Annotated in this window: 17 protein-coding genes and 3 pseudogenes; 7 read left to right on the top strand and 13 right to left on the bottom strand. The window is 68.0% G+C overall.

What is annotated here, in order from left to right; all coding sequences use genetic code 11:
• The first annotated feature begins 51 nt into the window (after nt 1-51).
• The 6 genes and pseudogenes from OG407_RS50010 to OG407_RS49985 all read left to right on the top strand — a co-directional run.
• Nucleotides 52-762: a TnsA-like heteromeric transposase endonuclease subunit gene (locus tag OG407_RS50010; protein ID WP_405853777.1), complete on the top strand. Its 711-nt coding sequence runs from the start codon at nt 52-54 to the stop codon at nt 760-762.
• Nucleotides 759-2852, top strand: a complete 2094-nt coding sequence (locus OG407_RS50005) for a Mu transposase C-terminal domain-containing protein (RefSeq protein ID WP_405853779.1) — start codon at nt 759-761, stop codon at nt 2850-2852. The genes OG407_RS50010 and OG407_RS50005 overlap by 4 nt, the downstream gene beginning before the upstream one ends.
• A 119-nt stretch (nt 2853-2971) precedes the next feature.
• Nucleotides 2972-3943, top strand: a complete 972-nt coding sequence (locus OG407_RS50000) for a TniB family NTP-binding protein (RefSeq protein ID WP_405868205.1) — start codon at nt 2972-2974, stop codon at nt 3941-3943.
• A 296-nt stretch (nt 3944-4239) separates the two neighbouring features.
• Nucleotides 4240-4860, top strand: coding sequence for a hypothetical protein (locus OG407_RS49995; protein ID WP_405868201.1), 621 nt, complete (start codon nt 4240-4242; stop codon nt 4858-4860).
• A gap of 343 nt (nt 4861-5203) precedes the next feature.
• Nucleotides 5204-5299, top strand: a pseudogene (locus tag OG407_RS49990) (transposase family protein); the annotation flags it as partial.
• Nucleotides 5288-5610, top strand: a pseudogene (locus OG407_RS49985) (transposase); the annotation flags it as partial. The pseudogenes OG407_RS49990 and OG407_RS49985, both read left to right, overlap by 12 nt.
• A gap of 165 nt (nt 5611-5775) precedes the next feature.
• On the opposite strand, the gene OG407_RS49980 reads toward OG407_RS49985, so the two are convergent.
• The 10 genes and pseudogenes from OG407_RS49980 to OG407_RS49935 form a co-directional block, all read right to left on the bottom strand.
• On the bottom strand, nt 5776-7671 hold the full coding sequence (locus tag OG407_RS49980) for a DUF4157 domain-containing protein (RefSeq protein WP_405868199.1): 1896 nt from the start codon (nt 7669-7671) through the stop codon (nt 5776-5778).
• A 158-nt stretch (nt 7672-7829) separates the two neighbouring features.
• A pseudogene (locus OG407_RS49975) lies at nt 7830-8078 on the bottom strand (hypothetical protein); the annotation flags it as partial.
• Entirely contained in the window at nt 7999-8511 is a 513-nt protein-coding gene (locus OG407_RS49970) for a hypothetical protein (protein WP_405869016.1), read from the bottom strand. The gene OG407_RS49970 and the pseudogene OG407_RS49975, both read right to left, overlap by 80 nt.
• Nucleotides 8512-8557: 46 nt before the next feature.
• Nucleotides 8558-9511 (bottom strand): hypothetical protein, encoded by a 954-nt coding sequence (locus OG407_RS49965; protein ID WP_405868197.1) that lies wholly within the window; start codon nt 9509-9511, stop codon nt 8558-8560.
• A gap of 55 nt (nt 9512-9566) precedes the next feature.
• A complete protein-coding gene (locus OG407_RS49960; protein ID WP_405868195.1) occupies nt 9567-9929 on the bottom strand; it encodes a hypothetical protein in 363 nt (120 codons plus the stop codon).
• Nucleotides 9926-11710, bottom strand: a complete 1785-nt coding sequence (locus OG407_RS49955) for a hypothetical protein (protein WP_405868193.1) — start codon at nt 11708-11710, stop codon at nt 9926-9928. Before OG407_RS49955 ends, OG407_RS49960 begins: the two co-directional genes overlap by 4 nt.
• A 216-nt stretch (nt 11711-11926) precedes the next feature.
• The gene (locus OG407_RS49950; RefSeq protein ID WP_405868191.1) at nt 11927-12346 is read right to left on the bottom strand and encodes an ISAs1 family transposase; all 420 of its coding nucleotides are present in this window, start codon (nt 12344-12346) and stop codon (nt 11927-11929) included.
• 92 nt (nt 12347-12438) lie between these two features.
• Nucleotides 12439-12840, bottom strand: a complete 402-nt coding sequence (locus tag OG407_RS49945; protein ID WP_405868189.1) for a hypothetical protein — start codon at nt 12838-12840, stop codon at nt 12439-12441.
• A gap of 168 nt (nt 12841-13008) precedes the next feature.
• On the bottom strand, nt 13009-14112 hold the full coding sequence (locus OG407_RS49940; protein WP_405868986.1) for an ISAs1 family transposase: 1104 nt from the start codon (nt 14110-14112) through the stop codon (nt 13009-13011).
• Between the two features lie 153 nt (nt 14113-14265).
• Nucleotides 14266-14685 (bottom strand): hypothetical protein, encoded by a 420-nt coding sequence (locus OG407_RS49935; RefSeq protein ID WP_405868187.1) that lies wholly within the window; start codon nt 14683-14685, stop codon nt 14266-14268.
• Between the two features lie 1017 nt (nt 14686-15702).
• Here OG407_RS49935 and OG407_RS49930 point away from each other — a divergent pair.
• Nucleotides 15703-15960, top strand: coding sequence for a hypothetical protein (locus OG407_RS49930; RefSeq protein ID WP_405868185.1), 258 nt, complete (start codon nt 15703-15705; stop codon nt 15958-15960).
• Nucleotides 15961-16066: 106 nt separating this feature from the next.
• Here OG407_RS49930 and OG407_RS49925 read toward each other — a convergent pair whose 3' ends face one another.
• The 3 genes from OG407_RS49925 to OG407_RS49915 all read right to left on the bottom strand — a co-directional run bounded on the left by OG407_RS49925 (nt 16067) and on the right by OG407_RS49915 (nt 19177).
• Nucleotides 16067-16579, bottom strand: coding sequence for a hypothetical protein (locus tag OG407_RS49925; RefSeq protein ID WP_405868183.1), 513 nt, complete (start codon nt 16577-16579; stop codon nt 16067-16069).
• 10 nt (nt 16580-16589) lie between these two features.
• Nucleotides 16590-17609 carry a hypothetical protein gene (locus OG407_RS49920; RefSeq protein ID WP_405868181.1) on the bottom strand — a complete coding sequence of 340 codons (1020 nt, stop codon included), beginning with the start codon at nt 17607-17609 and terminating at the stop codon, nt 16590-16592.
• Between the two features lie 206 nt (nt 17610-17815).
• The gene (locus OG407_RS49915) at nt 17816-19177 is read right to left on the bottom strand and encodes a hypothetical protein (RefSeq protein ID WP_405868179.1); all 1362 of its coding nucleotides are present in this window, start codon (nt 19175-19177) and stop codon (nt 17816-17818) included.
• Nucleotides 19178-19728: the final 551 nt, after the last annotated feature.

Raw genomic sequence — 19728 nt, 5'->3', positions numbered from 1 at the left:
GCACCGTGCGGAAGCGGCTTCGAGGCGGTGTTCCTCGACCCTCTCGGGCAGATGGTCCAGCAGCGATGGGCGGACGCGGCCCTGGCAGTGGCGTTCGAGGACCTGTCGCCGGTGTCCGCGTTTCCGGTGATCCCGGGGCGGCGGTGGGGACCGGGCCTGTGGTGGTCGGCCACGACCGGACGGCACGTGGCGGCCGGGTCGAACGCGATGCGCCTGCAGCTGATGGTCCTGGACCGCGCCCCGGAGGTGACCGCCCTGGCGGGCCGGCCTGTGCGGCTGCTGTGGCACAACCACCGCGGACAGGTCCGCTCCTGGGTTCCGCAGCTGTTCGCCCGCTACACCGATGGCACCGCACTGCTCGCCGACTGCCCCAGCCACCCCGACGCCGGCGGCGAACGCGCCCTGAACGCCGCGGAGGCCGTAGCGGAAGCCTGCGCGCACCTCGGCTGGACCTACCGACGCCTCGCCCCGCTCGACGACATCCTCGCCGCCAATCTGAAATGGCTGGCCGGGTACCGCCACCCCCGCAACGCCGGCCGCCCCGGCCTCATGCCCGCCGTCCTCGACGCATTCGCCCAGCCCCGGCCCCTGCTCCAAGGCGCGGAAGCGGCCGGCGACCCGATCGAGATTCTCCCTGCCCTCTTCCATGCCCTGTGGCACAGACAACTGACAACCGACCTGGACCGCCCCCTCCACGAGCAGGTCCTGGTCGGCCCGGCCCAGAGCCGAAACCGCCTGGACAGAACAGGAGGCCGCAGGTGAGCGCCCGTCGCAACGCCCGGCCGGCACTCAGGGTCGGGGCTCACGTCCGCTTCCGCGGCGTGAAGTGGCAAGTGGTCGCCCTCGCCGGGCAGGACATCCACCTCATCGGCCCGGACGGCGGCGGTCAAGTGGTGCTCGCCGGGCACCTGTTCGCCGACCCCGGCTTCACCGTCATCGGGGCCGACGTGCCCCAGGCGGCCCCGCAGTGGGGGCTGTTCGAGACCGCCCCCGCCGCGGCACGCGAGAAGGCACTGGCCTGGCAGCGGCACGTCAGAGAAGTCGAGTGCGGCCTTACCGGCGGGCCCGGCAGTGACGGGACGGTGCGTCCGCAGTACGACCCCGAGCAGCACACGCTGGCCCAGCGCGAGCAGGCCAAGGCCCAGGAGCTGACCGCGCTCGGCTTCGGCCGCGTCTCACGCACCACGGTCCAGCGCATGCGGCTCGCCTACCGCAAACAAGGCCTGTGGGGGCTCCTGGACCACCGCAGCACCCGCGCCCCCAGTCCCACCGGGCGGGCCGACGAACGCGTCGTCACCGCCGTCCGCGAGGCACTGCGCCGCCGGCGCGGCCGCTCCAAGGGCACCATCAACGGCCTGTTCCCGCTGATCAACCACATCCTGGAAGACCGGCACGGGCCAGGCACGGTGCCCGCACCGTCCCAGGCCACGCTGTACCGTCTCGTCACTTCTCTCGCCCGCCCCGGCGAACTGCCCACCGGGCCCGTCCGGCAGACCCCCGCCAGCTTCGACGGGCGAGCCTTCACCCCCACCACAGCTTTGCGGCCCGGCGAGCAGGTCCAGGTCGACACCACCCGCCTGGATGTCCTCGCCCTCTTCGACGACGGCCGCCTCGCACGGCCCGAACTCACCATCGCCATCGACGTCGCCACCCGCGCCATCCTCGCCGCCGTCCTGTGCCCCAGCGCGACCAAAGCCGTCGATGCGGCCCTGCTGCTGGCGGAGATGGCCGTCCCGCACCCCGCCCGCCCCACCTGGCCCGACATCCTGCGCATGGACCACGCCCCCGCACTCCCCCACCAGCGGCTGGCCACGCTGGACGAACGCCTGGCCGGCGCCGCGGCCCGGCCCGTCGTCCTGCCGGAGACGATCGTCGTCGACCGCGGCCGCGTCTTCGTCTCCCGCGCGTTCACCGCCGCCTGCGAAACCCTCGGCATCAGCGTCCAGCCCGCTCCGCCCCACGCTCCCACCGCCAAAGGCATCGTGGAGCGCGCCTTCGGCACCATCAACGCGCTGTTCTGCCAGCACCTGCCCGGCTACACCGGATCCGACGTCACCCGCCGCGGCCCCGACACCGAACAAGACGCCTGCTACAGCGTCCCCCACCTGCAGGACCTCCTCGACGAATGGCTCGTGCACTACCACCACCGCCCTCACGAAGGCCTGCGCCACCCGATGATGCCCCGCAAGGCCCTCACCCCCAACCAGATGTGGGCCGCCCTCGTTGCCGTCGCCGGACACGTGCCCGTCCCGCTGACCGGCCACGACTACCTCGAACTGCTGCCCGTGCGCTGGCAGGCCATCACCGCCTCCGGCATCCGCATCCACCACCGCACCTACGACGCGGACCTCCTCGCCCCCTACCGCGGCCAGCCCTCCCCCATCACGGCGCGCGGCGGGAAATGGGAGATCCACCACAACCCTCACGACGTCCGCCAGATCTGGGTCCGCCTGCCCGACGGCGAACTGACCGAGATCCCGTGGATCCACCGCGACCACGTCCACCAGCCGTTCAACGACCACACCTGGCAGCACATCAGAACTCTCGCCCTGCACGACAACCACAGCGATGCAGAGCAGTACGAAGCCGACCTCGCCGACGCCCTCGACCAGCTCATGCGCCGCGTCCACAGCGGCCACGCCACCAAAACCGAACTAGCCCTGCTGGCCCGCACCACTGCCATCCCCCTCCCCGCAGCCCGCCACCCAGAACACGACACCGGCCAGAGCGCCGACGACCCAGCGCAGCGGGACGAGGACGACAGCATCGACGACCTCGACGACGACGACACCCTCGCCGCAGCCACCGGATTCGGGCTCTACAACCCACACGAGGAAGCCGACAAGTGGTAACCACCCCCAGCCCGCGCACCGACCACGCCACCCGTGCCGGCGTCACCAGCCCGAACGCCGCCCAGGCCCACAACGCCGCCACCGGCGCAGACGGCGGTGCGGCCGAGCCGTCCTGGCCCCTGACCACCTGGCAGGGCTGGCACCAATTCGTCACCACCGAACCTGTCACCCCGCCCCAGCCCGGCCAGCCACCCCGCAGCCCGGAGGAACGCCTCGCCTACCACTCCGCGTTCGTCACCATCCGCACCCCCGCCATCAGCCAACTCGCCACCCAGGTCCGCACCCTGATGATCCTCGGCCGCCACCAACAGGCCACCGCACGGCCCTCGCTGATCGTCACCGGACCCGCCGCAGCCGGCAAAACGACCGCCCTCCTGAACGTCGGCCGCACCTGCCACCTCGCCCACACCCGCAAAAACCCCGCACAGCCCGGATCAGCACACGCCGCGGTACCCGTCGCGTACGTCCTCGTCCCGCCCGGCGCCACCGCGAAAACCCTCATCACCGAATTCGCCCGCTACCTCGGCATCCCCACCACCACCCGCATGACCCAGACCCAGATCACCGACGCCGTCTGCCACACCTACACCGCCGCGGATGTCCAACTCGTCCTCATCGACGAAATCCACCGCCTCAACCCCCGCACCACCACCGGCGCACAAGCAGCCGACCTCCTCAAAGACCTCACCGAACGCCTCCGGGCCACCTTCGTCTACGCCGGCATCGACGTCACCGACACACCCCTCTTCTCCGGCACCCGCGGCGCCCAACTCGCCGGACGCGCCACCCTCATCACCTGCGGCCCCCTCCCCGCCCGCCACGGAACACGCGAACCCTTCCGCGACGTCATCACCGACATCGAAAACAACCTCGACCTCCACCACCACAAACCCGGCACCCTCCCCCGCCACGCCCCCTACCTCCACCAACGCACCGCCGGCCGCATCGGATCCCTCACCCGACTCATCCGCCAAGCAGCCATCACCGCCATCTGCGACGGCACCGAACACATCACCAAGCAATCACTCGACGCCATCCGCCTCGACCACCTCGCCGAAACCCACCACCGCCCCCGCACACGAGGCCGCTAACCCCACCACCCCACCAGCACAAACAGCCCTGACCAGCACAAACACCAGCCGAGCCCTTTCACGCCAGAGCTACCTACGACAAACCAAGACAGGATCAACACACAACACACAACCCCAGCTCACACACCCCGGCCTCCCCACCGAAGCCGTCCACCCCGCCTCTCAACGAACCAACAACACACCAGGCCAGCCGCTGCCTCATACACCAACAAACCCCCCTCCGAGCGTCACGTTGTCGCTGGTGGATGCAATGATCGCCGTTGCTGGCGTGAGCACGCTGGTTTCACAATTCGGGGATGGCTCGTATGGACACGTGGCAGGAGCTTTCAGCAATGGTGGAGGAGCGGCTGAAGGCCATCTCGTCTGGGGAACGCGGCGTATTTGCTGCTGGTGTCGCGGAACGGCTCATGAGCTGGCACGAGGGACTGCCCGCGGACGAGCAGGCACCGTTCACCGTGGGCCTTCGTCCCCTGTTGAACGCCGTGTGGGAGGGCGTTCTCGGTGACTCGGCGGCCTTCTCGGCGGTGAAACGGGGTGTCGCCGAGTACATGCTCAGCGAGTACTGCCACAACGACGGCCAGGACGGGCCCGATGATGCAGACGAGTCTGCCGCAGCGGCGACGCTGTATGCCGCGCACGCCTATCTGTTCGGCTGCCACGACTTCGCCACCTGGACCAGTCGCAGGGCAGTGGAGGCCGTTGATCAACAACTTGAGTTCCTGGCCGAGCAGGAAGAAGACGACCTCGTCCCTGATTCGGACGAAGCGCTGACCTCTGAGTTGCAGCGGCAGCTCCGGGACCTCGACCTCATCGCCAACTACTCGAAAGATCTTCGCCACTCCAGCATGGGACTGACCATCGACACCTCGATCCGACTGCGCGTGGAGCTTCGAGCTCCTCTCTCCAGCCGAGCGTGAGTGTCCGAGAATCACGAGTGGCTCGTCGCCCGTCCGGACCACGGCCACGACCTCACCTGGCCCGTGCTGATCCGCCATCTCACCCGCGACAGCTGGATCCATCCGCTCACCCCGCAACTCGATTGCGGTGGGCTGCTCATGCGTGAGACGGCGTGCGCGTGCCACCGAACAGTGATTACTGACGCTCCATCAAGTAGGTGCGGAGCTCCGCACTTTGGAACGGTCGTCAGCGACGGTTCCGTTCATGCAGGCCGACGCACCGTCCTGGAAAGCGCCCGTGTTCCACGGGATCGACGAGGTGGACGTCGAGCAGGTAGCCACCGCCTTCGGGACGGTCTAGATCGTGGCCAGAGACAGCAAGGCCGGTGCGGCCTGCCCGGACTGCGGCCACTATTCCGAGCGAGTGCACGGCTCCTATCAGCGCAGACTGCGGGATCTCCCGCTCGGCGAGCGGAGTGTCGTGATCCTGCTGAAGGTCCGGCGCTTCGTCTGTGACACGAGGGCCTGTCATCGACGCACGTTCGTCGAGCCCTTCACTGACGCGTTGCTGTGTGCGGACGGGCCGGTGAGGACGCCGGTGGATCTGACGCTGGTGGCCGAGCACCGGCGCGGGCACGGCGCCTGTACGACGCGCTGAACCGCGGGAACATCGACGTGCCCCGGCTGCGGCAGGTGCTGGCCGGCCTGCCCATGCCACAGGCCGCCGACGGACGCCTGGTCCTCGCTGCCGACGTCAGTAACTGGCTCAAGCTCAGCTGACCTGCCCCACGGTTTGGGTTCCAGCTGCGGTGGCTAACTGGCGGCGGGGATGGTGTCTTGTTCGGAAAGTAGCTCGTACTCGATCGGGGTGCGGTAGCCCGGGGTGAGATCGCCCGGGCGACCCGACCAGCATCATGATCAGACGGGTTTCCGCTGTCAAGGCCGGCCCAGGAGGTCGCGCAGTCGGCGCAATTCACGCCGGCGGACCACGGGTTCGATCACTTGGCGCAGGGCGGGCTGCTGGGCGGGGCTGGCTCGGTAGAGCCGTTCGACGGCTTCGAGGTCGTCGCTGATGATCGCTCCGGAGAGCAGGCGGACCATCATCCGTACCTTCTCGTCGAGCGGCATGTCGCGAAGGGCTCCCTCGGGCTGGCGCGCGATCCATTCCCTGGCGCGCGTGTCGCCGTTCACGGCCAGCTGTCCCGGTAGCTCCGACCAGGCCAACTGCCCGAATTCCGCGGCGAAGTCACCGTATCCCCAGTTGTCCTCGGTCCAGACGTCGACGGTCGGCACGAGTTGTTCGGCCGTGAACGGCCCGCGCGGCACCCTGCGCGTGTTGAGCGCTGTCTGGATGTCCGCCTTCGACGACGCGACGGCCTCGCGGGCGATGCGCACACCGTCACCCTCCATCAACGGCGAGGGCGGCACCATGCCAGGAACCGGCTGCCGTCCGGCCAGTGCGCCGAAAGCTCCCTGGATGTCCGGCGCACGTGCCTCGAAGGACTTCTGGAGCATGCTCTGGACGTGGTTGAGGTGATCGTCGCCGTACGCGAGCCAGCGGTCACCTCGTCGGTTGTGGACCGCGACGCCGAACTCGTTGTCAACGTCGTGCCACATCTTGCTCTTGACGCTGCCCATCCCCGGCACCCAGCTGTGCACCTCGCGTACACGGTCCGGGCGCAGATGGCCCGAGGAGAACGCGTCGGTGAGGAAGTGGTCGGCGGCCGCGTTCATCGTCCACGCGGAGTTCGCCTGGCCGGCGGCGGCCAGTGCGAGCGCGGCTGCGTGCCCTTCTCGCCAGGTGCCGATGTTGTTGTGGCCGTCGCCGACGTTGGAGAAGTGCGAGACGTTGTGGGCAGCGAGGGTCAGGTAACGGCCACCGGTCGCGGTCTCGACCTCCTCGGTGGGGGCGATCTTGAACTCCCCGGTGGCCGAGCGCGCGTGCACGATCGGGATGAGGTCGTAGATCTCCACCAGCGACGCGTGGTTGATCCGCTGCATCGTCCCGACCACCGAGGTGGCCAGGGTCTGGGGGTCGATGTCGGCGTACATGTCCCCGGACAACGCCAGGATCTCGCCGTATGTCAGTCCCTGCGTGATCGCGCGGCGCTGGTCCGCCGAGCCCTTGTTGTAGCGGGCGATCCAGTCCGGCGGCCAGCCGACGGTCGGTGTCGCGTGCTGCGGCAGGTCGCGGGTGTGGGCGTCGAGCAGGAGATATCCGGTGGGACCGCCGGCGGATGTGTCGCCGAGCTGGACGTGCTCGAAGCTGTCGAACCGCTGGACGTGTCCGGCTGCGGCCGGGTCCCGGCGTACCGGCGGGTGCACGTGGCCGGCGCCGGAGGCGCTGCGAGCTACGTAGTTCGCCTCGCGTTCCGCCGCCGCCGGGCCGGGGCCGGAGCGCGGCGGGGCGGTCCCGGGCCCCTGCTGCACGACGTGCGCCAGCTCGTGAGCCAGCAGGTACCGGCCGACAGGTGTCGAGGGGGCGTACTGCCCGGCGCCGAAGACGATGTCGGCGCCGACCGTGTAGGCGCGCGCCCCGAGCGAACGGGCGGTCTCTCCGGCCTCGGCTCCCGTGTGGACGCGTACCGCCCCCAGGTCCGTGGCCAGCCGCGCCTCCATCTCGTGCCGCACATCGGCGTCGAGCGGCGCCCCGGCCGAGTCCAGCGGGTGATCGGCCATGGGTCCGGGCCCGCGCGCCCAGATCGGTACGCCCGTCGGGGAGCCCGCGGAGGCCATGTTCCCGGTGTGACGGTCGCCGGACTCCGGCGCCGGCGCCGGAGTCGTTCGGCGGACATCGGGGCGACCGCCTGGCCCGCGTGCGAGTTCGCTCATGCCCGCCATGGTTCTCAGCCCGCGTCACCGTGCCGTCAACGGCCGCGAACGCTGCGGCAAGGGCGTCATTCCGTCTGAGCCAGCCTCCCTCGCCACGGCACCACGGTTCCCCACCTCGACACACCGCGTGAGAAGCCGGACGGCTTCGATACTCGCCATCAAGGCCTCCGCGTTCGGACCATCCCTCCAGAGGATCCGCACCCAAGCTCCTTTATGACCTGCTCGGCCATACGTCGGGCGGGTTCCAGGCGGGGATCCTCCGATTGCGCGTACGGGCCGAGGATCTTCGAGCAGGCGCACAACGTCATCACCTTGCCGTCCCGGCTCTCAAAGTCGAACCGCCGCTCGTGCCATACACGGTCGGCCAGAGCCGAGACCGCAAGGGAACTCGCCCACAAATGGGAAGTTGATGATGTCGACGTAGTCGAAACGGTTGCGCGGATGCGTGGGTTCTTGCGTCCGGAGGACGAAGATGGACGCTGGGTGCTGCTCTGGCTGCCACCGGACGACACCGCGTGCGGCTTGCATCAGCAGGCGATGGGTCTTGAAGACGGCCAGGAAATCGGGCGTCATGATGGTGCCGGCTTGCGGGTCTCGCCGGTCAGCCAGCAGGGGAAGCTCCCGGAACATCAGGCCGTAGTAGATCTTTCCCATCCGCAGGAACAGCGTGGTCGCATCCAGTGCCGCGACTACGTCGGGTCCTTCGGCGAACGCGTCGCCCACGGCCAGCTCTATGCGCGACAGGTACTCGTCGTTGCATCTGCCGCAGCAAGGGATCCTCAACTGCGCATACGGCATCAGCGTGCCGTTCCGACGAAACAGCAGTTGAGCCCTGCCCATGGTGCGTGCGCGCCGCAGACAAGGCCCGACTCGCAAGAAATATGGCTCAGGTCGGGCTAGATGACAGCATATCCGGCTGGTCCGTCTCGAAGCGGGTCAGAGCCACGCTCAACCTGTTCTTCTGCAACGGCCATTCGTCCGCCGAACCCGCCACCAGGACCGCGTACTGCGTGCCGTTGGGGGCCGTGAAGGCGTAATCCACCACCTGTCTGCGCTGGTTCAGCGTCTTGTTGTCGTAGGCGTAGACGAGTTCCGCCGCGTCCTGGCCCGGCGCGGTCGCCGACGGCGTGACCTCTTGCAGGCTCAGTTGCTCGTAACCCGGCTGGCCGCTCCGCTCCTTCGACACCGCCTGGAGCGCCTTGTACGGCGTGCCGTCCGGCTCGGTGACCTGGTCGATCTGGAGCAGGTCCCGGTCGCCGTCGATCGTGTAGAAGACGCCGTTCGTGCGCTCGTCGCGCTGCCAGTCGTCGGGTACGGCGATCGTGAAGCCCGCGGGGTCGTGGACCACCCGGTAGCCGACGGGCACATCGGTGGCGTCGACCGAGGGTGAGTCCGTGGCGGACGGCGACCCGGAGGCCGTCGTGGTGTCCTCGGTCGACGGTGAGCCACTAGGCACCGCCGTCTCCCGACCGCTCTTGTCGTCATGGGAGTTCTGGGAGCCCGACGTCAGCTGGACCGTCACGAGGGTCACCACGACGGCGGCCACCAGGGCCCCGGCACCCACCGTCCACCACGTGCGGTGACGGCGTCCGCCCCACTCGGGCGCCGGACGACGGGCAGACGGATACGCCGGCGGCCACGCGCCGTCCTGGGCGTCCGGATCATCCGGATCGGTGACCGGTTGCCCGGCCGTGTCAGGTCCCCGGTCCAGTTCCACGACCGGCTCGTGCGCCGGGCGGACCGGAGGCGGCTCGGATGCCCGGCCCGCGGACGCCCTGCCGTCACCGTCCTCCCAGTCCTGCGTGTCCTCGTTCCAGTACGGCTGTCCCCCACCCTTCACGGGCTGCTCCTCCCCCGTTCAACTGCCCTTCCCTACCGTCGAGTTCGCCATCCGCTCACAGACCGACCATCGCCGCCACCGCCCCGGCGGACGCGAGCACCGTCAGCAACGCCTGTGAGTCCGCGAGGAGTTCGCGGAGCCGCTCACGGCGGGTGCGGCCCGCCGTGCCCGTGCTGGTGATCTCCGCCTCCGTGTCCGCGAGTTCCGCGTCCAGCGCCACGGTCGCCTCGTCGGACCGCACCCGCCGCAGGTCGGCCCGCAACTCCCGTACCGCTGCAAGGAGTTCCTCCGTGGCCTCGTCACGGGCGGGCGCCGTGTGCTGGTGGGTCTCAGCGTGCGCTTGGTGCCCGATGGCGAAGTTGCTGCCGTGCACGTCGCCGATCGTGACGCGCGGCTCGCCCGCGTCCGAGGTGGTCATGGGGTGTCCGGTCCCTTCTGCGGCACGGGGCCGCCGGTGGTCGTACTGGCGGAGGCCCGGTCGCCGATGGCGAAGTTGGAGCCCTCCACGGAGTCGATGTTCACGCCGCCGTTGCTGATGTTGACGATCTTCTGGACGAACTCGCCGGTCTGGTAACCGGCTTCGGCCAGCGCGATGCGCACCCCGTGCGCGATCCGGTCCTGCACGCTCCTCAAGTACCGGTCCACGTCCATCTCCTGGAACAGCGAACCCGAGGGCGCCGAGCCGAGTTCACGCACCGACAGCGCGGGGCCCTCCGGCAGCGCGCCCGCGTAGCCGCCGGTGAGCAACCGCCAGCCGTACGCCGCGGTCCGGCCCAGCGTGACGGCGGCGGTCACGATGGCGCGCGGCACCTGCGGCACCGTTGCAGCGGCCTTGCCGATCAGGTGGTTGTGGCGGAAGCGGTGGGCGACACGGTCGGCGTCCTTGAAGTCCTCGCGGACCGGTTGCAGGACGTGCGGGGCGATCTCCAGCATGAGCATGCGGCCCTGGGTGTGGATGCGCACGAAGACCGTGACGACCAGTTCCTCGTCCCAGCCGCCGACCCGTACCCGCAGGAAGTGCCGTCGCTTCTCGGCGCCCTCCTCGACCGCGCGCTCCCGGTGCGTCACGAAGACCTCGTCGCCGTAGGGGGCCATCTCACGCCGCCGCAGCCCCTCGACGGGCAGGAACACGCACTCGTCGATCTCCAGGCGGCGCAGCCGGTCGCGCACCGGGTACTGCGCGAACTCCGAGGACTCCCGCAGCTGTTCGAGCAAGGGTCGGATCGTCTCCAGGACCGAGCGGTTGCCGATCGGGCGCTGTGTCTTCATACCGTCGGGCCGCAGTTCGACGGCGAGGACCCAGGTGTCGTGGGGGGTGCCCGCGCCGCAGAAGGGGTGGGCCTCCTGGTACATGATCAACGGCGCGTGCTGTTCGGTCCGGATCCGCCCGGCCAGCCGCTGGGAACGCCCGCTGCCACTGCGGTAGGCGGGGTCGGCGACGGCGTCGGCGAAGCCCTTGCGGGACAGCTCCGCGCCCAGCGCCCGGGTGACCTGGCTGCGCTGTGCAGTGATGCACGCGACGACGAGCACCAGGACGAGGATGGTCAGCCACGCGCGCAGGGCACCGGGGCCGTCCGAGGTCGAGTTCGCACCGAAGAAGCCGCCCAGGAAACCGAGCGCCGGACTACTGATCGACGGCGCGCTCTGTGTCGGGTAGCCCTCGGAGTCGTACGTCGTCGTCCCGGCGGACGAGGAGGGGGCGGCGGACTTGCCGGAGAAGGCGTCGGTGAGCGTCACGACCAGGATGCCGAGCAGGAAGAACCGGCCCGACCACCTCAGGTAGAAGGCGAACCAGCGGCGCAGTAGCGACGGCCGTCCGACCCGTCCCCTGACCCAACTGGCCATGGCCAGCGTGAGGCTGGGCACGAGGAAGAGGAGCAACCAGGAGTCGGTGACCAGCATTCCGACCACCCACAGACCGACGATCGCCCCGGACCAGGCCAGGTCCAGACGCCGGGCACGCAGGGCGTGCGCGAGGACGCGGGCGGCGTCGAAACCGGACGAAGGCGCCACGATCCGCTGTTCGTTGACATACAGCTCGTCGATCACGCGGTCGCGGTAGAGCGGGTCGAGATAGGTGCCCGCGCACAGCAGCCGGGTCGACTCGGTGGCGTACGACGGAGTGGCGGCGTCGGGCGGCGTGGTGGCCCGGGGCGACTGTGGTTGGTGCGGCTGTTGCGGCACGAATGCGGTACTCACACCATCCCCCGATGGTAAAGCCGGGCGAACTCGCCCTCTGCGATCTGACTGGGCATCAGGATAGCGAACAAAGCGACACCGTAACCGATTTATGCACATCCGGCCCTGGCGTACAGGCATGCGGCCACAACCTGGGCGTACTCGTCTGGGTCCGTCCGCTGAAGGTCGGCCAGGGCGCGCTCACCGGGATCGCGGAACTCGCGAAAACCGCCCTCGTCATCGACGTCCAGGAGAAGCCCGCTCCGGGGCGACCGATGCCCAGCCCTCGGGACGGCCCTCCAGCGCATCGAGGCGCAGCTCGCCTCTGTGCAGGGGATGGTTGGCCTTGACCTGGGCGATGTAGTGGGCACCGCGCTCGCGGAGGTAGGCGCCGTGAGCGTGCTGGGTGTGCAGCGCGTCGGCGGTGATGACCGTGTCGGTCAGGTCGACGCTGTCCAGCAGGGGCCGGAAGGCGGGGATCTCGTGGCTCTTGTCGGCGACCTGGCACTGGGCCAGGACGCGACCGGTGTGGTCCATCGCGGCGAGCAGGGTGACGTGCCCGGTGACGTGGGTGCGCGAGCCGCGCAGGGCCTTGCCGTCGACGGCGATCGCCCGCAGTCCGGAGCCGGCCGCGCTACCACGGGGCGCAGGTACCACGAGAGTTGCGCGAAAGGATCGAGGGCTTCACCCACGTCTCACCGCCCTACTGGCTGGGCCCGCCCGTGAGCCTCCTCGCGATCGAAACCTGATCAGAGGGAGGCCAGAATCCTCGCCTCCTTCTCCGGGGCGATCCCGTGCTCCGCCCACCGCGGGTGGTCCACGGGACGCCCGTCCTCAGCCCACCACTTCCACGTGTCCCTGACCGTCTCGGCTATCGGCCGGCACCGCAGACCCACTTCGGAGGCCCGGTGGGAGTCAACTGCCCACACCCCGGCATGCGTGCGCCATAGAGGAGGCTCTGTCCACTGCTTCACTCCGTGTTCGGCCAGCACGTTGGCATCCACCCAGACCGGAGTGCCGTCACTTTTCATCACGGCCAAGCACTCGTTGAGAAACCCGCTGAACGAAATGCCCTCAGGGTGTGTGACGTTGAAACCTCCACTGCTCGAACTGACGGCCTGATCAAGAGCGAACCGGGCGACGTCGCGCACGTCGACTGGCTGAATGAGCTGTTCCGCAGGCGCAGGGGCAAGGATGCGCCCACCCCGCTTCGCCCGCTCCAGCCACCAGGACAGCCGACCGACATACTCGCCGGGACCCAGGATCACGCCGGGTCGCAGGCAAGGCTTCGGCGTAGTCGGTGGACGCCCGTTTTGTGATCACGCAAGACCGAGGAGTGCGAGGGGTCGGCGTGCGTCACGTGCGTTGCGACGGAGGCCTGCTGCGATGTTCTTGACGCCGCTCAGCCGGAGGGCTCCGATGGCGAGGTTGCGCCAGGTCGCCATCGCGCGGGGTGCGTTGCCGGTCCGCAGCTGGGAGGCGTCCTCGGCGAAGGTGGTGTCGCGGATGTGGTGCATGGCCTCGATCTTCCAGTGGTCGCGGATCAGTCTCGCGAGTTGGACGGGGGTGGCCTGCTCGGCGGTCAGGCTGGTGACTGCGTAGACGGTCGTGATGGTGGTCTTGTCGATCTTGCGGTCGGTGCGGCGGCGCTTGATCTGGATGGCCTGACGGGCGCCGGGGAAGAGCAAGTTGTTCACGGTGGCGACCTTGATCCGGCGGATCTCCGCGCGGCCGTGGCCGGTGCCCCGGGTGCGGCCCTGGAAGGGGATGTCCTTCCAGGGAAGGGACTTCAGCTGCTTGCGCAGTTTCTTCTGGTTGCCCTTGGCGATCGCGATGCAGTGGGCCCCGCGGCCCAGGAGGTAGGCGGCATGCTCGCGTTGCGTATGGAGCGCGTCGCTGGTGACCACGGTTGCAGCCGGGTCGGCGACGGTGTCGAGGAGCGGCTGGAAGCGGGTGACCTCACCGGTCTTCTCGCTGACGTCGAGCTGGGCCAGGACCAGCCCGGTGGTGTGCTCCAGCGCGGCGAGTAGGTGGATCCTCCGCCCCTGGGCCTTCGCCGCACCGCGCAGGGACTTGCCGTCCACGGACAGTCCGCGCAGCTCGGTGTTCTCGGGCTGGCGGTCGGCAAGCCATCCGCCCACCGCCCGGTCCAGGGCATCACCGTCGACGCGGGCGAGCAGTCGGCGGACTGTCGCCTCCGAGGGCACCAGCCTCCGGGGCAGTACCGGATCGGGGCGCATGCCGAGTCGCTCCAGCACGTGCGGCGGCGCGTCCGCGATCCACTCGCCGACCGCCAGCAGCGAGGTCGCGCCGGTCAGCACCGCGCACGCGGTCAGCGTGAGTACGACGGCCAGAGCATGGCGTACGCCGCGCGGATCGCGCGGATCCGGCACCTGAGCCAGCCGCTCCAGCAGGCCGGGCACCTCCCCGTGCCCGACGTCGGACTGCTCGCGGAGCCGGTCAAGGGCAGGCAGAATCAGGGGTGATGCGTCGGCAGGCACGGTCTTCCAGGCAGGTCACGGGGCGTAGAGCACTCCATGATCGCGTGAACCAACCTTCCCTGCATTCGCCCCCGGTCACAGCAACGACGCAGCCTCGCCTGCCACCCAGGTCTGCCAGACACGACGGGTGTTCGGTATGTCAGGGCGGTCAATGAGCCAGAGCACATACCCGGCGTGGCACCGGGCCCACGGACTGTCCGAAGCGGCTGCCCGATCGAGCCTGCCCCGTAGGTCAGCGCTGTCGACAGCCCGGGCCACCCGCACGTATTCGCGATCCTTGCAGCGATACGCCCGGTGGACGACGAGCTCGACCAGGTCGGTGAGCTTCGCCTTGATCGCCTCCTCCTGGGGAACACGGGCCACCTTACGGATCAGGGTCTCCTTCGTACCCCACGCCTTCGCATGCTGCGTCCACTCCAGCGGGTACCTCGCCTCCCACTCCAGGAAGAGCAACGCGTAGGGCAGCCCCGGCCACGTCGCCAGATCCCCGCCCACAGGGCCATTCCACACCCCGTCAGGCAGCGACGCCTCTGAGCTTGCCAATGCCTCTGGAGTGCTTGTCGAAAGGCCGGCTCCCGGTACTGCTCGTCCGCTCCCAAGGGCCGCGTCAGCAGCCACATCTCGTTGGACCGGTCGAGCGCGTCCATGACCTTCCTCTGGGCCTCGGCCAGATGGACGAGCGCTGCACCTCGCACAGCCGGATCCTCCGCGATGAGCCCGAACGCCCAACCCAGTCGCTCAGACCATGCACAAGCGTCATTCGCATCTGTACCTGCCTCTTCAGCCACGCACGGGATCATCTCCTAGCGCAGCCGGCTCGCTCCACCCGACGGTGCGGGGAAAACGCAAGGACTTCCGGGCGCAACAGACGTGAGCAGAAACCGCCTACTCTCCCCCTCTTTATCTCAAGTGATTACAGAACGGACGCCCGCCGACTACGCCGAAGCCCTGCACTTCCACCCACCACTGCAGGCCGGAGTGACCGACGAACTTCCCCACCTATCCCCCGCCAAGCCCCACCACCGTCCGCAATTCGCTGTGAAGAGACTTCAGTTCGCCTGAACTCCGGGCCCTCCATCGACTGGGGCTGGCACCGGCTGCAGTGCGAGACCTACCTGCTGAAGCGGTTCGGTGTGCACTGGCCGAAGTCGTACTGCCCGGCGATCCCTATTGAATCGGCGGGTTGAAGCCGATCTGACAGGCGTCGTGATGAGCAAGTGGCGTGTGTTCTGTGCCCACAAGGCGGCGCCGATCGTGGCTCCTCGCGTACCCATCCTGGCGGGGTGGCCGATTCGGCGGAGCGAGAAGAGTCGACCGGGGTCCGGCCCGGTGATCCAATTCTGCTGGCATCGGACTACCCCGCCGCCGAGCTCCCCAGCCTGTATACGCGCAGTAGCCCGTTCCCGGGATACACGAGCGGGGACGAAGCGGAACTACATCACGGACGACGGCCTGTTTCTCAACTTCCTTTGGCTGCGGGGGAAGGTCTGGACTCAGGCAGTGGAGTCGGATGTGGACGACTTCGATTTCTGGCGACGGACATCGGCGGACAACCTGGTGCGGGCGGGCGGGAACAAGTGGAATCGTGAACTGGCCGCGCTGATGAACCTGTACGCGTGGGCGACGAAGCCGGGGAGCGAGTTCGTGCCGCGAAACCCGGTCCCGCTGTACCAGGCGCTGGGCGTGTCGGCCAGCACCTGCGTGAGGCTGCGCCGCGGTTGCCTCCAGATGGAGAGTTCCGCGGCGCAGCATCGGCGGAGGTGCTATTGAAGGGAAATCCTTGGGGTTCCAGCTTTCAAGGCGCTGCTCCTGCGGTGATGTACCCGACCTCGCGGGACCGTCCGAGTTTCCCATCAATAGATGACGTGTTCGGTGGTCACTTCATGTCGAGTGCGAAGTCGCAGCGCAGGGTCTGCCGGTATTTCTTGCCTTTCTGCGAGTAGGTGATCTGGCACTCTCCCAGGTGGTGTTGGATCCGGCCGGTCACATGGACCTCGGCCATTGCGTAGAAGTCGCTTCTCTTGTGCGGTTTGACCGTGATGGGATTGCCCGCATAGTTGGGCATCTTGGTCATGTCTCGCGGGTCCTTGAGTGCATCCTGGCTATCCAGGATGTATCCGTCGGTGTCATTGACCGAGTAAACCGGATAAGCGAGCACTTTTGCACCCTGGGGAACTTGAGTGAGTTTCACGCCTTCGACTACCAGTGTTGTGTCTGTACCGTTCACGAACGGCGGGAACGCGAACCGATATGTCTTGCCGATCTGAGCATGAGGTATTCCCAGCACTCCCACGCTTTGAGGACCTACTGCACGCAGTGCCCTACCCGCTTGGATAGCGTTCTGGGAATTCGTGCACGCCCCCAGCGAGAGCATCGCCACTGCGATCACCGCGGACGTTCTAGTACGAATAGAAGACACCGGGATTCCCGTCGAGTGGTCCGCGTGCGCCCCAGATATCGTGCTCGAGGTGGCTGTTGCCAGCCTCGATCTTCTGGATGTGTTTCGAGTCGTACAAGGTCGACACCTTGAGCCCGACACCCCAGACGGCCACGCCGCCTGATTCGTTGTCAGTGCTGCCGCTGACCAAGCCGAAGTAGCTTCCTCGGGTGACGATGCCACGCCAGCTGGACTTGGAGCTCATGTATTTGGACAGCCCGTCCTTGCTCCTGACGTCCTTTCCGTACGATCCGACGGCTCCGCCTGCGGGGATCTTGTAGCCGGCGGGAAGGATCCGGTACCAGGTGTGGGTGTTCTCGCGAGCACAGACTGTGTGCACCCGCTGGTACTTGTAGAGGATGGGGACCCGCCACCGCTTGGCGAAGTACGGTCCCTTGCCCGAGAAGCCAGTGGAGTGGCCCATGGAGCTGGTCTGTGTCGACTCGCCACTGAGTGTCCACTTGCTCTGATTGACGCTCACCGCAAGGCTGATGCTGCTTGACAAAGTGTCGGTGTAGTCGAAGGTCGCCTTCGCGTCGTAGTAGGCGTGCGCCTCGCCGACCGTGGTGTAGTGGATCACTTGATGGAGCGTCGTGGCGTTGTTGTGGCAGGTGTCAGGAGTGACCGTCGCTGAGCTGTAGTCGGTCCCGTTGACGGTGTCGGCGCTCATGGTTGATATGCCGCCCGTCGCGGACTGCCAGGTGGGGAGGTCCGTATTGTCCTGCGTGATGTTGCTGGCGTCGTCCTCGACGCGCTGCGCCGCGCTCGCCGCGACCTGTGCGTCGGTGGGCACGTTGTCCACGTCGGTGGTGACCGTGTCGGCATACATCGCGGTCGTGTGTGAGGTCGCTTCCGCCCGCACCTCGGCCGAGGCCGTGGTGGAGTCGGAACCGTGTGCGACACCGGCGCTCAGGAAGTCCGTACCGGTGATGAAGGTGCCGTCACTCGCCGAACCGGCGGCTGTGGCCGCGAGGTTGAGCACTCCGCCGTTGGCGTCGGCCAGGGTCTGCAGGGCGCTGGCGAGCGGGTCGGGGAGGGTGAGCGACCAGGTGCCGTCCGCGCCGGTCGTCGTGGTACCGACGACGGGCTCCTGGATTTCGCTTCCGTCGTCCGGGACGCCGTCGATCGCCGTGACCGAGACGCTCAGGTTCTGCTGCGCGACGCCGCTGCCATTGGTGAACTTCCCCCCTACGGTGGGGCCCCGGTGACTGTAGGAGCGGAACTGCTGGTCGCGGTCGTGGTGTCGCTCACTGTGGGTCCCGGAGTGACGGTGACGGCCCCGCTCGGTTTGGGGCCCGGGTCGCTGGCCGTGGGGTCGGGGGCCGTGTCGGTAGGGTCGGGTGTCGCCACATCCTGGTCGGAGGAGAACCAGCCCTGCAGATCGACGATGAGCTGGATGGTGCCGGCGCTGTCGTTGTTGATGCTGACCGCGCCCTGAGTGCCTGGCTGCACGATCACTTGGTCAGCAGTGGTGGTGCTCGCCTGGAAGTTGTCCACCGACAGGCCGGGCGGGGTGGTGGGGCCGGTTCCCCAGACCTGCAGGTAACCGGAGGTGTCCTGGCTGGTCGCGGTCAGGTTGAGGACTGCGGCGCCGAAGCTGGTCGGGATGCCGTCGTTGCCGCCGGCGGCGACACTGACGGTGCTGTGGGCTGCGATGGCGGTGGAAGTCCGAGTGTCGAGCAGACGGTCCTGGACCGCGGTGAACACGCCACCGCCCGAGGGGGCTTCGGTGAAGTAGCCGTAGATGTCGAGGATGACGTTGACCGACTGCGTGGAGGATCCGTTCTTCAGGGTGATCTGACCGCCGGTGCCCACCGGGACGACCGCGCCCTGCGAGGTGGTCACGCTCTTGTAGTTGACGACCGGCTGGCCCGTCGGGCCACCGGTGGCATACGCGTACAGGGTACCGGCGTCGCCGGGGGACGGGACGGTGATGTTGGCGTAGATGGACGCCTCGTCGGTGACGCCGTCCACGCCGTCGACCTGGACGTTCAGCGTCCCGCCAGGTGCGATCTTCGCCTGCGGTGCCCCGGTCCCATCGCGGGTGTCGACGATCCGTGACGCGTCGACCGGAACGTATCCGCCCGGAGAAGTGGCGCCGGCGGCGGAGGTGAAGTACCCGTTGACACTGACGATCACATCGACGGTTCCACTGGAGTTGTAGACGTCGATCTTCCCGTCCGAACCGACCGCGACGATCGCTGAGTTGCTCGTGTCAGCGCCGCTGGAGAAGTTGATGACGGACCCCGGGTAGGGCTTGGTGGTTCCGTCGGGCCACATCTGCAGGTAGCTGCCTGCAGACGTGGCGTTCGACGCGGTGATGTCCAGCGAAACGGCCGATACTCCGGAGGACGGTACGCCGCCCTGGCCGAGTACTTGGAAAGAGCTGGTGGACGTCGCGCCGAGCGCGGCGCTGACACCAAGGGCCGAGCGGGTGTCGACGATCTTGGCGGAAGGGGCGACAGGAAAGAAGTCACCGCTGGAGGCGGTGGTGGCACCCGCGTGCGTCAGGCCCCCCAAGCCGAGCCACGCGAGTACCGAAAAGAGCACCACGGCGAGCGTCAGAGGTCTGAGCCGAGTGCATCTGGCTTGCAACATATGCGAACCCCCCTATGAATTTGTGGACTTCACCCCAGATGGGGATCATGTCCGAGTCGAAGGATCGTAAAGATCACTTACTTAAACAATCAATGACATTCACCCAAAGGGCGAATAAAGAAGAATGGGAGCAATGGGTTCCGATTTGCATGATTCCACTGCCTGATCGCAGGTTTGGGCATCCGAGAACCCGTGTGGGGTTCCGCACTCTTTGCGGACGCGTTCATGCAATCGGTGGGACCAAAAACGTCGAAAGCGACGAGAGGCAAACCTCTTCACGTGTCCCAACCGTGTGGCGGCTTCGGTCGGCCAACCGCCGCATTCGTTAGCACTGCCCTCGGCTCGCGGCAATAGTGTGCAACTGCATCGTTGAAGTAGTCGCTTACTCCGCCTTCGCCAGCTGCAGACAGCGTCTTCGGCTTCTCGACTAGCTCTGCGCGATGGTGGACAGGAGGGGAGGAGCTGGACCTTGGGCCAGTGGCACAGGCGAACGGCAGCTCAAC

The organism is Streptomyces sp. NBC_01515 (assembly GCF_045040345.1).
Lineage (GTDB): Bacteria > Actinomycetota > Actinomycetes > Streptomycetales > Streptomycetaceae > Streptomyces.
Note: the sequence above shows the minus strand (reverse complement) of the source record. Positions and strands in the feature narration are given on the sequence as shown.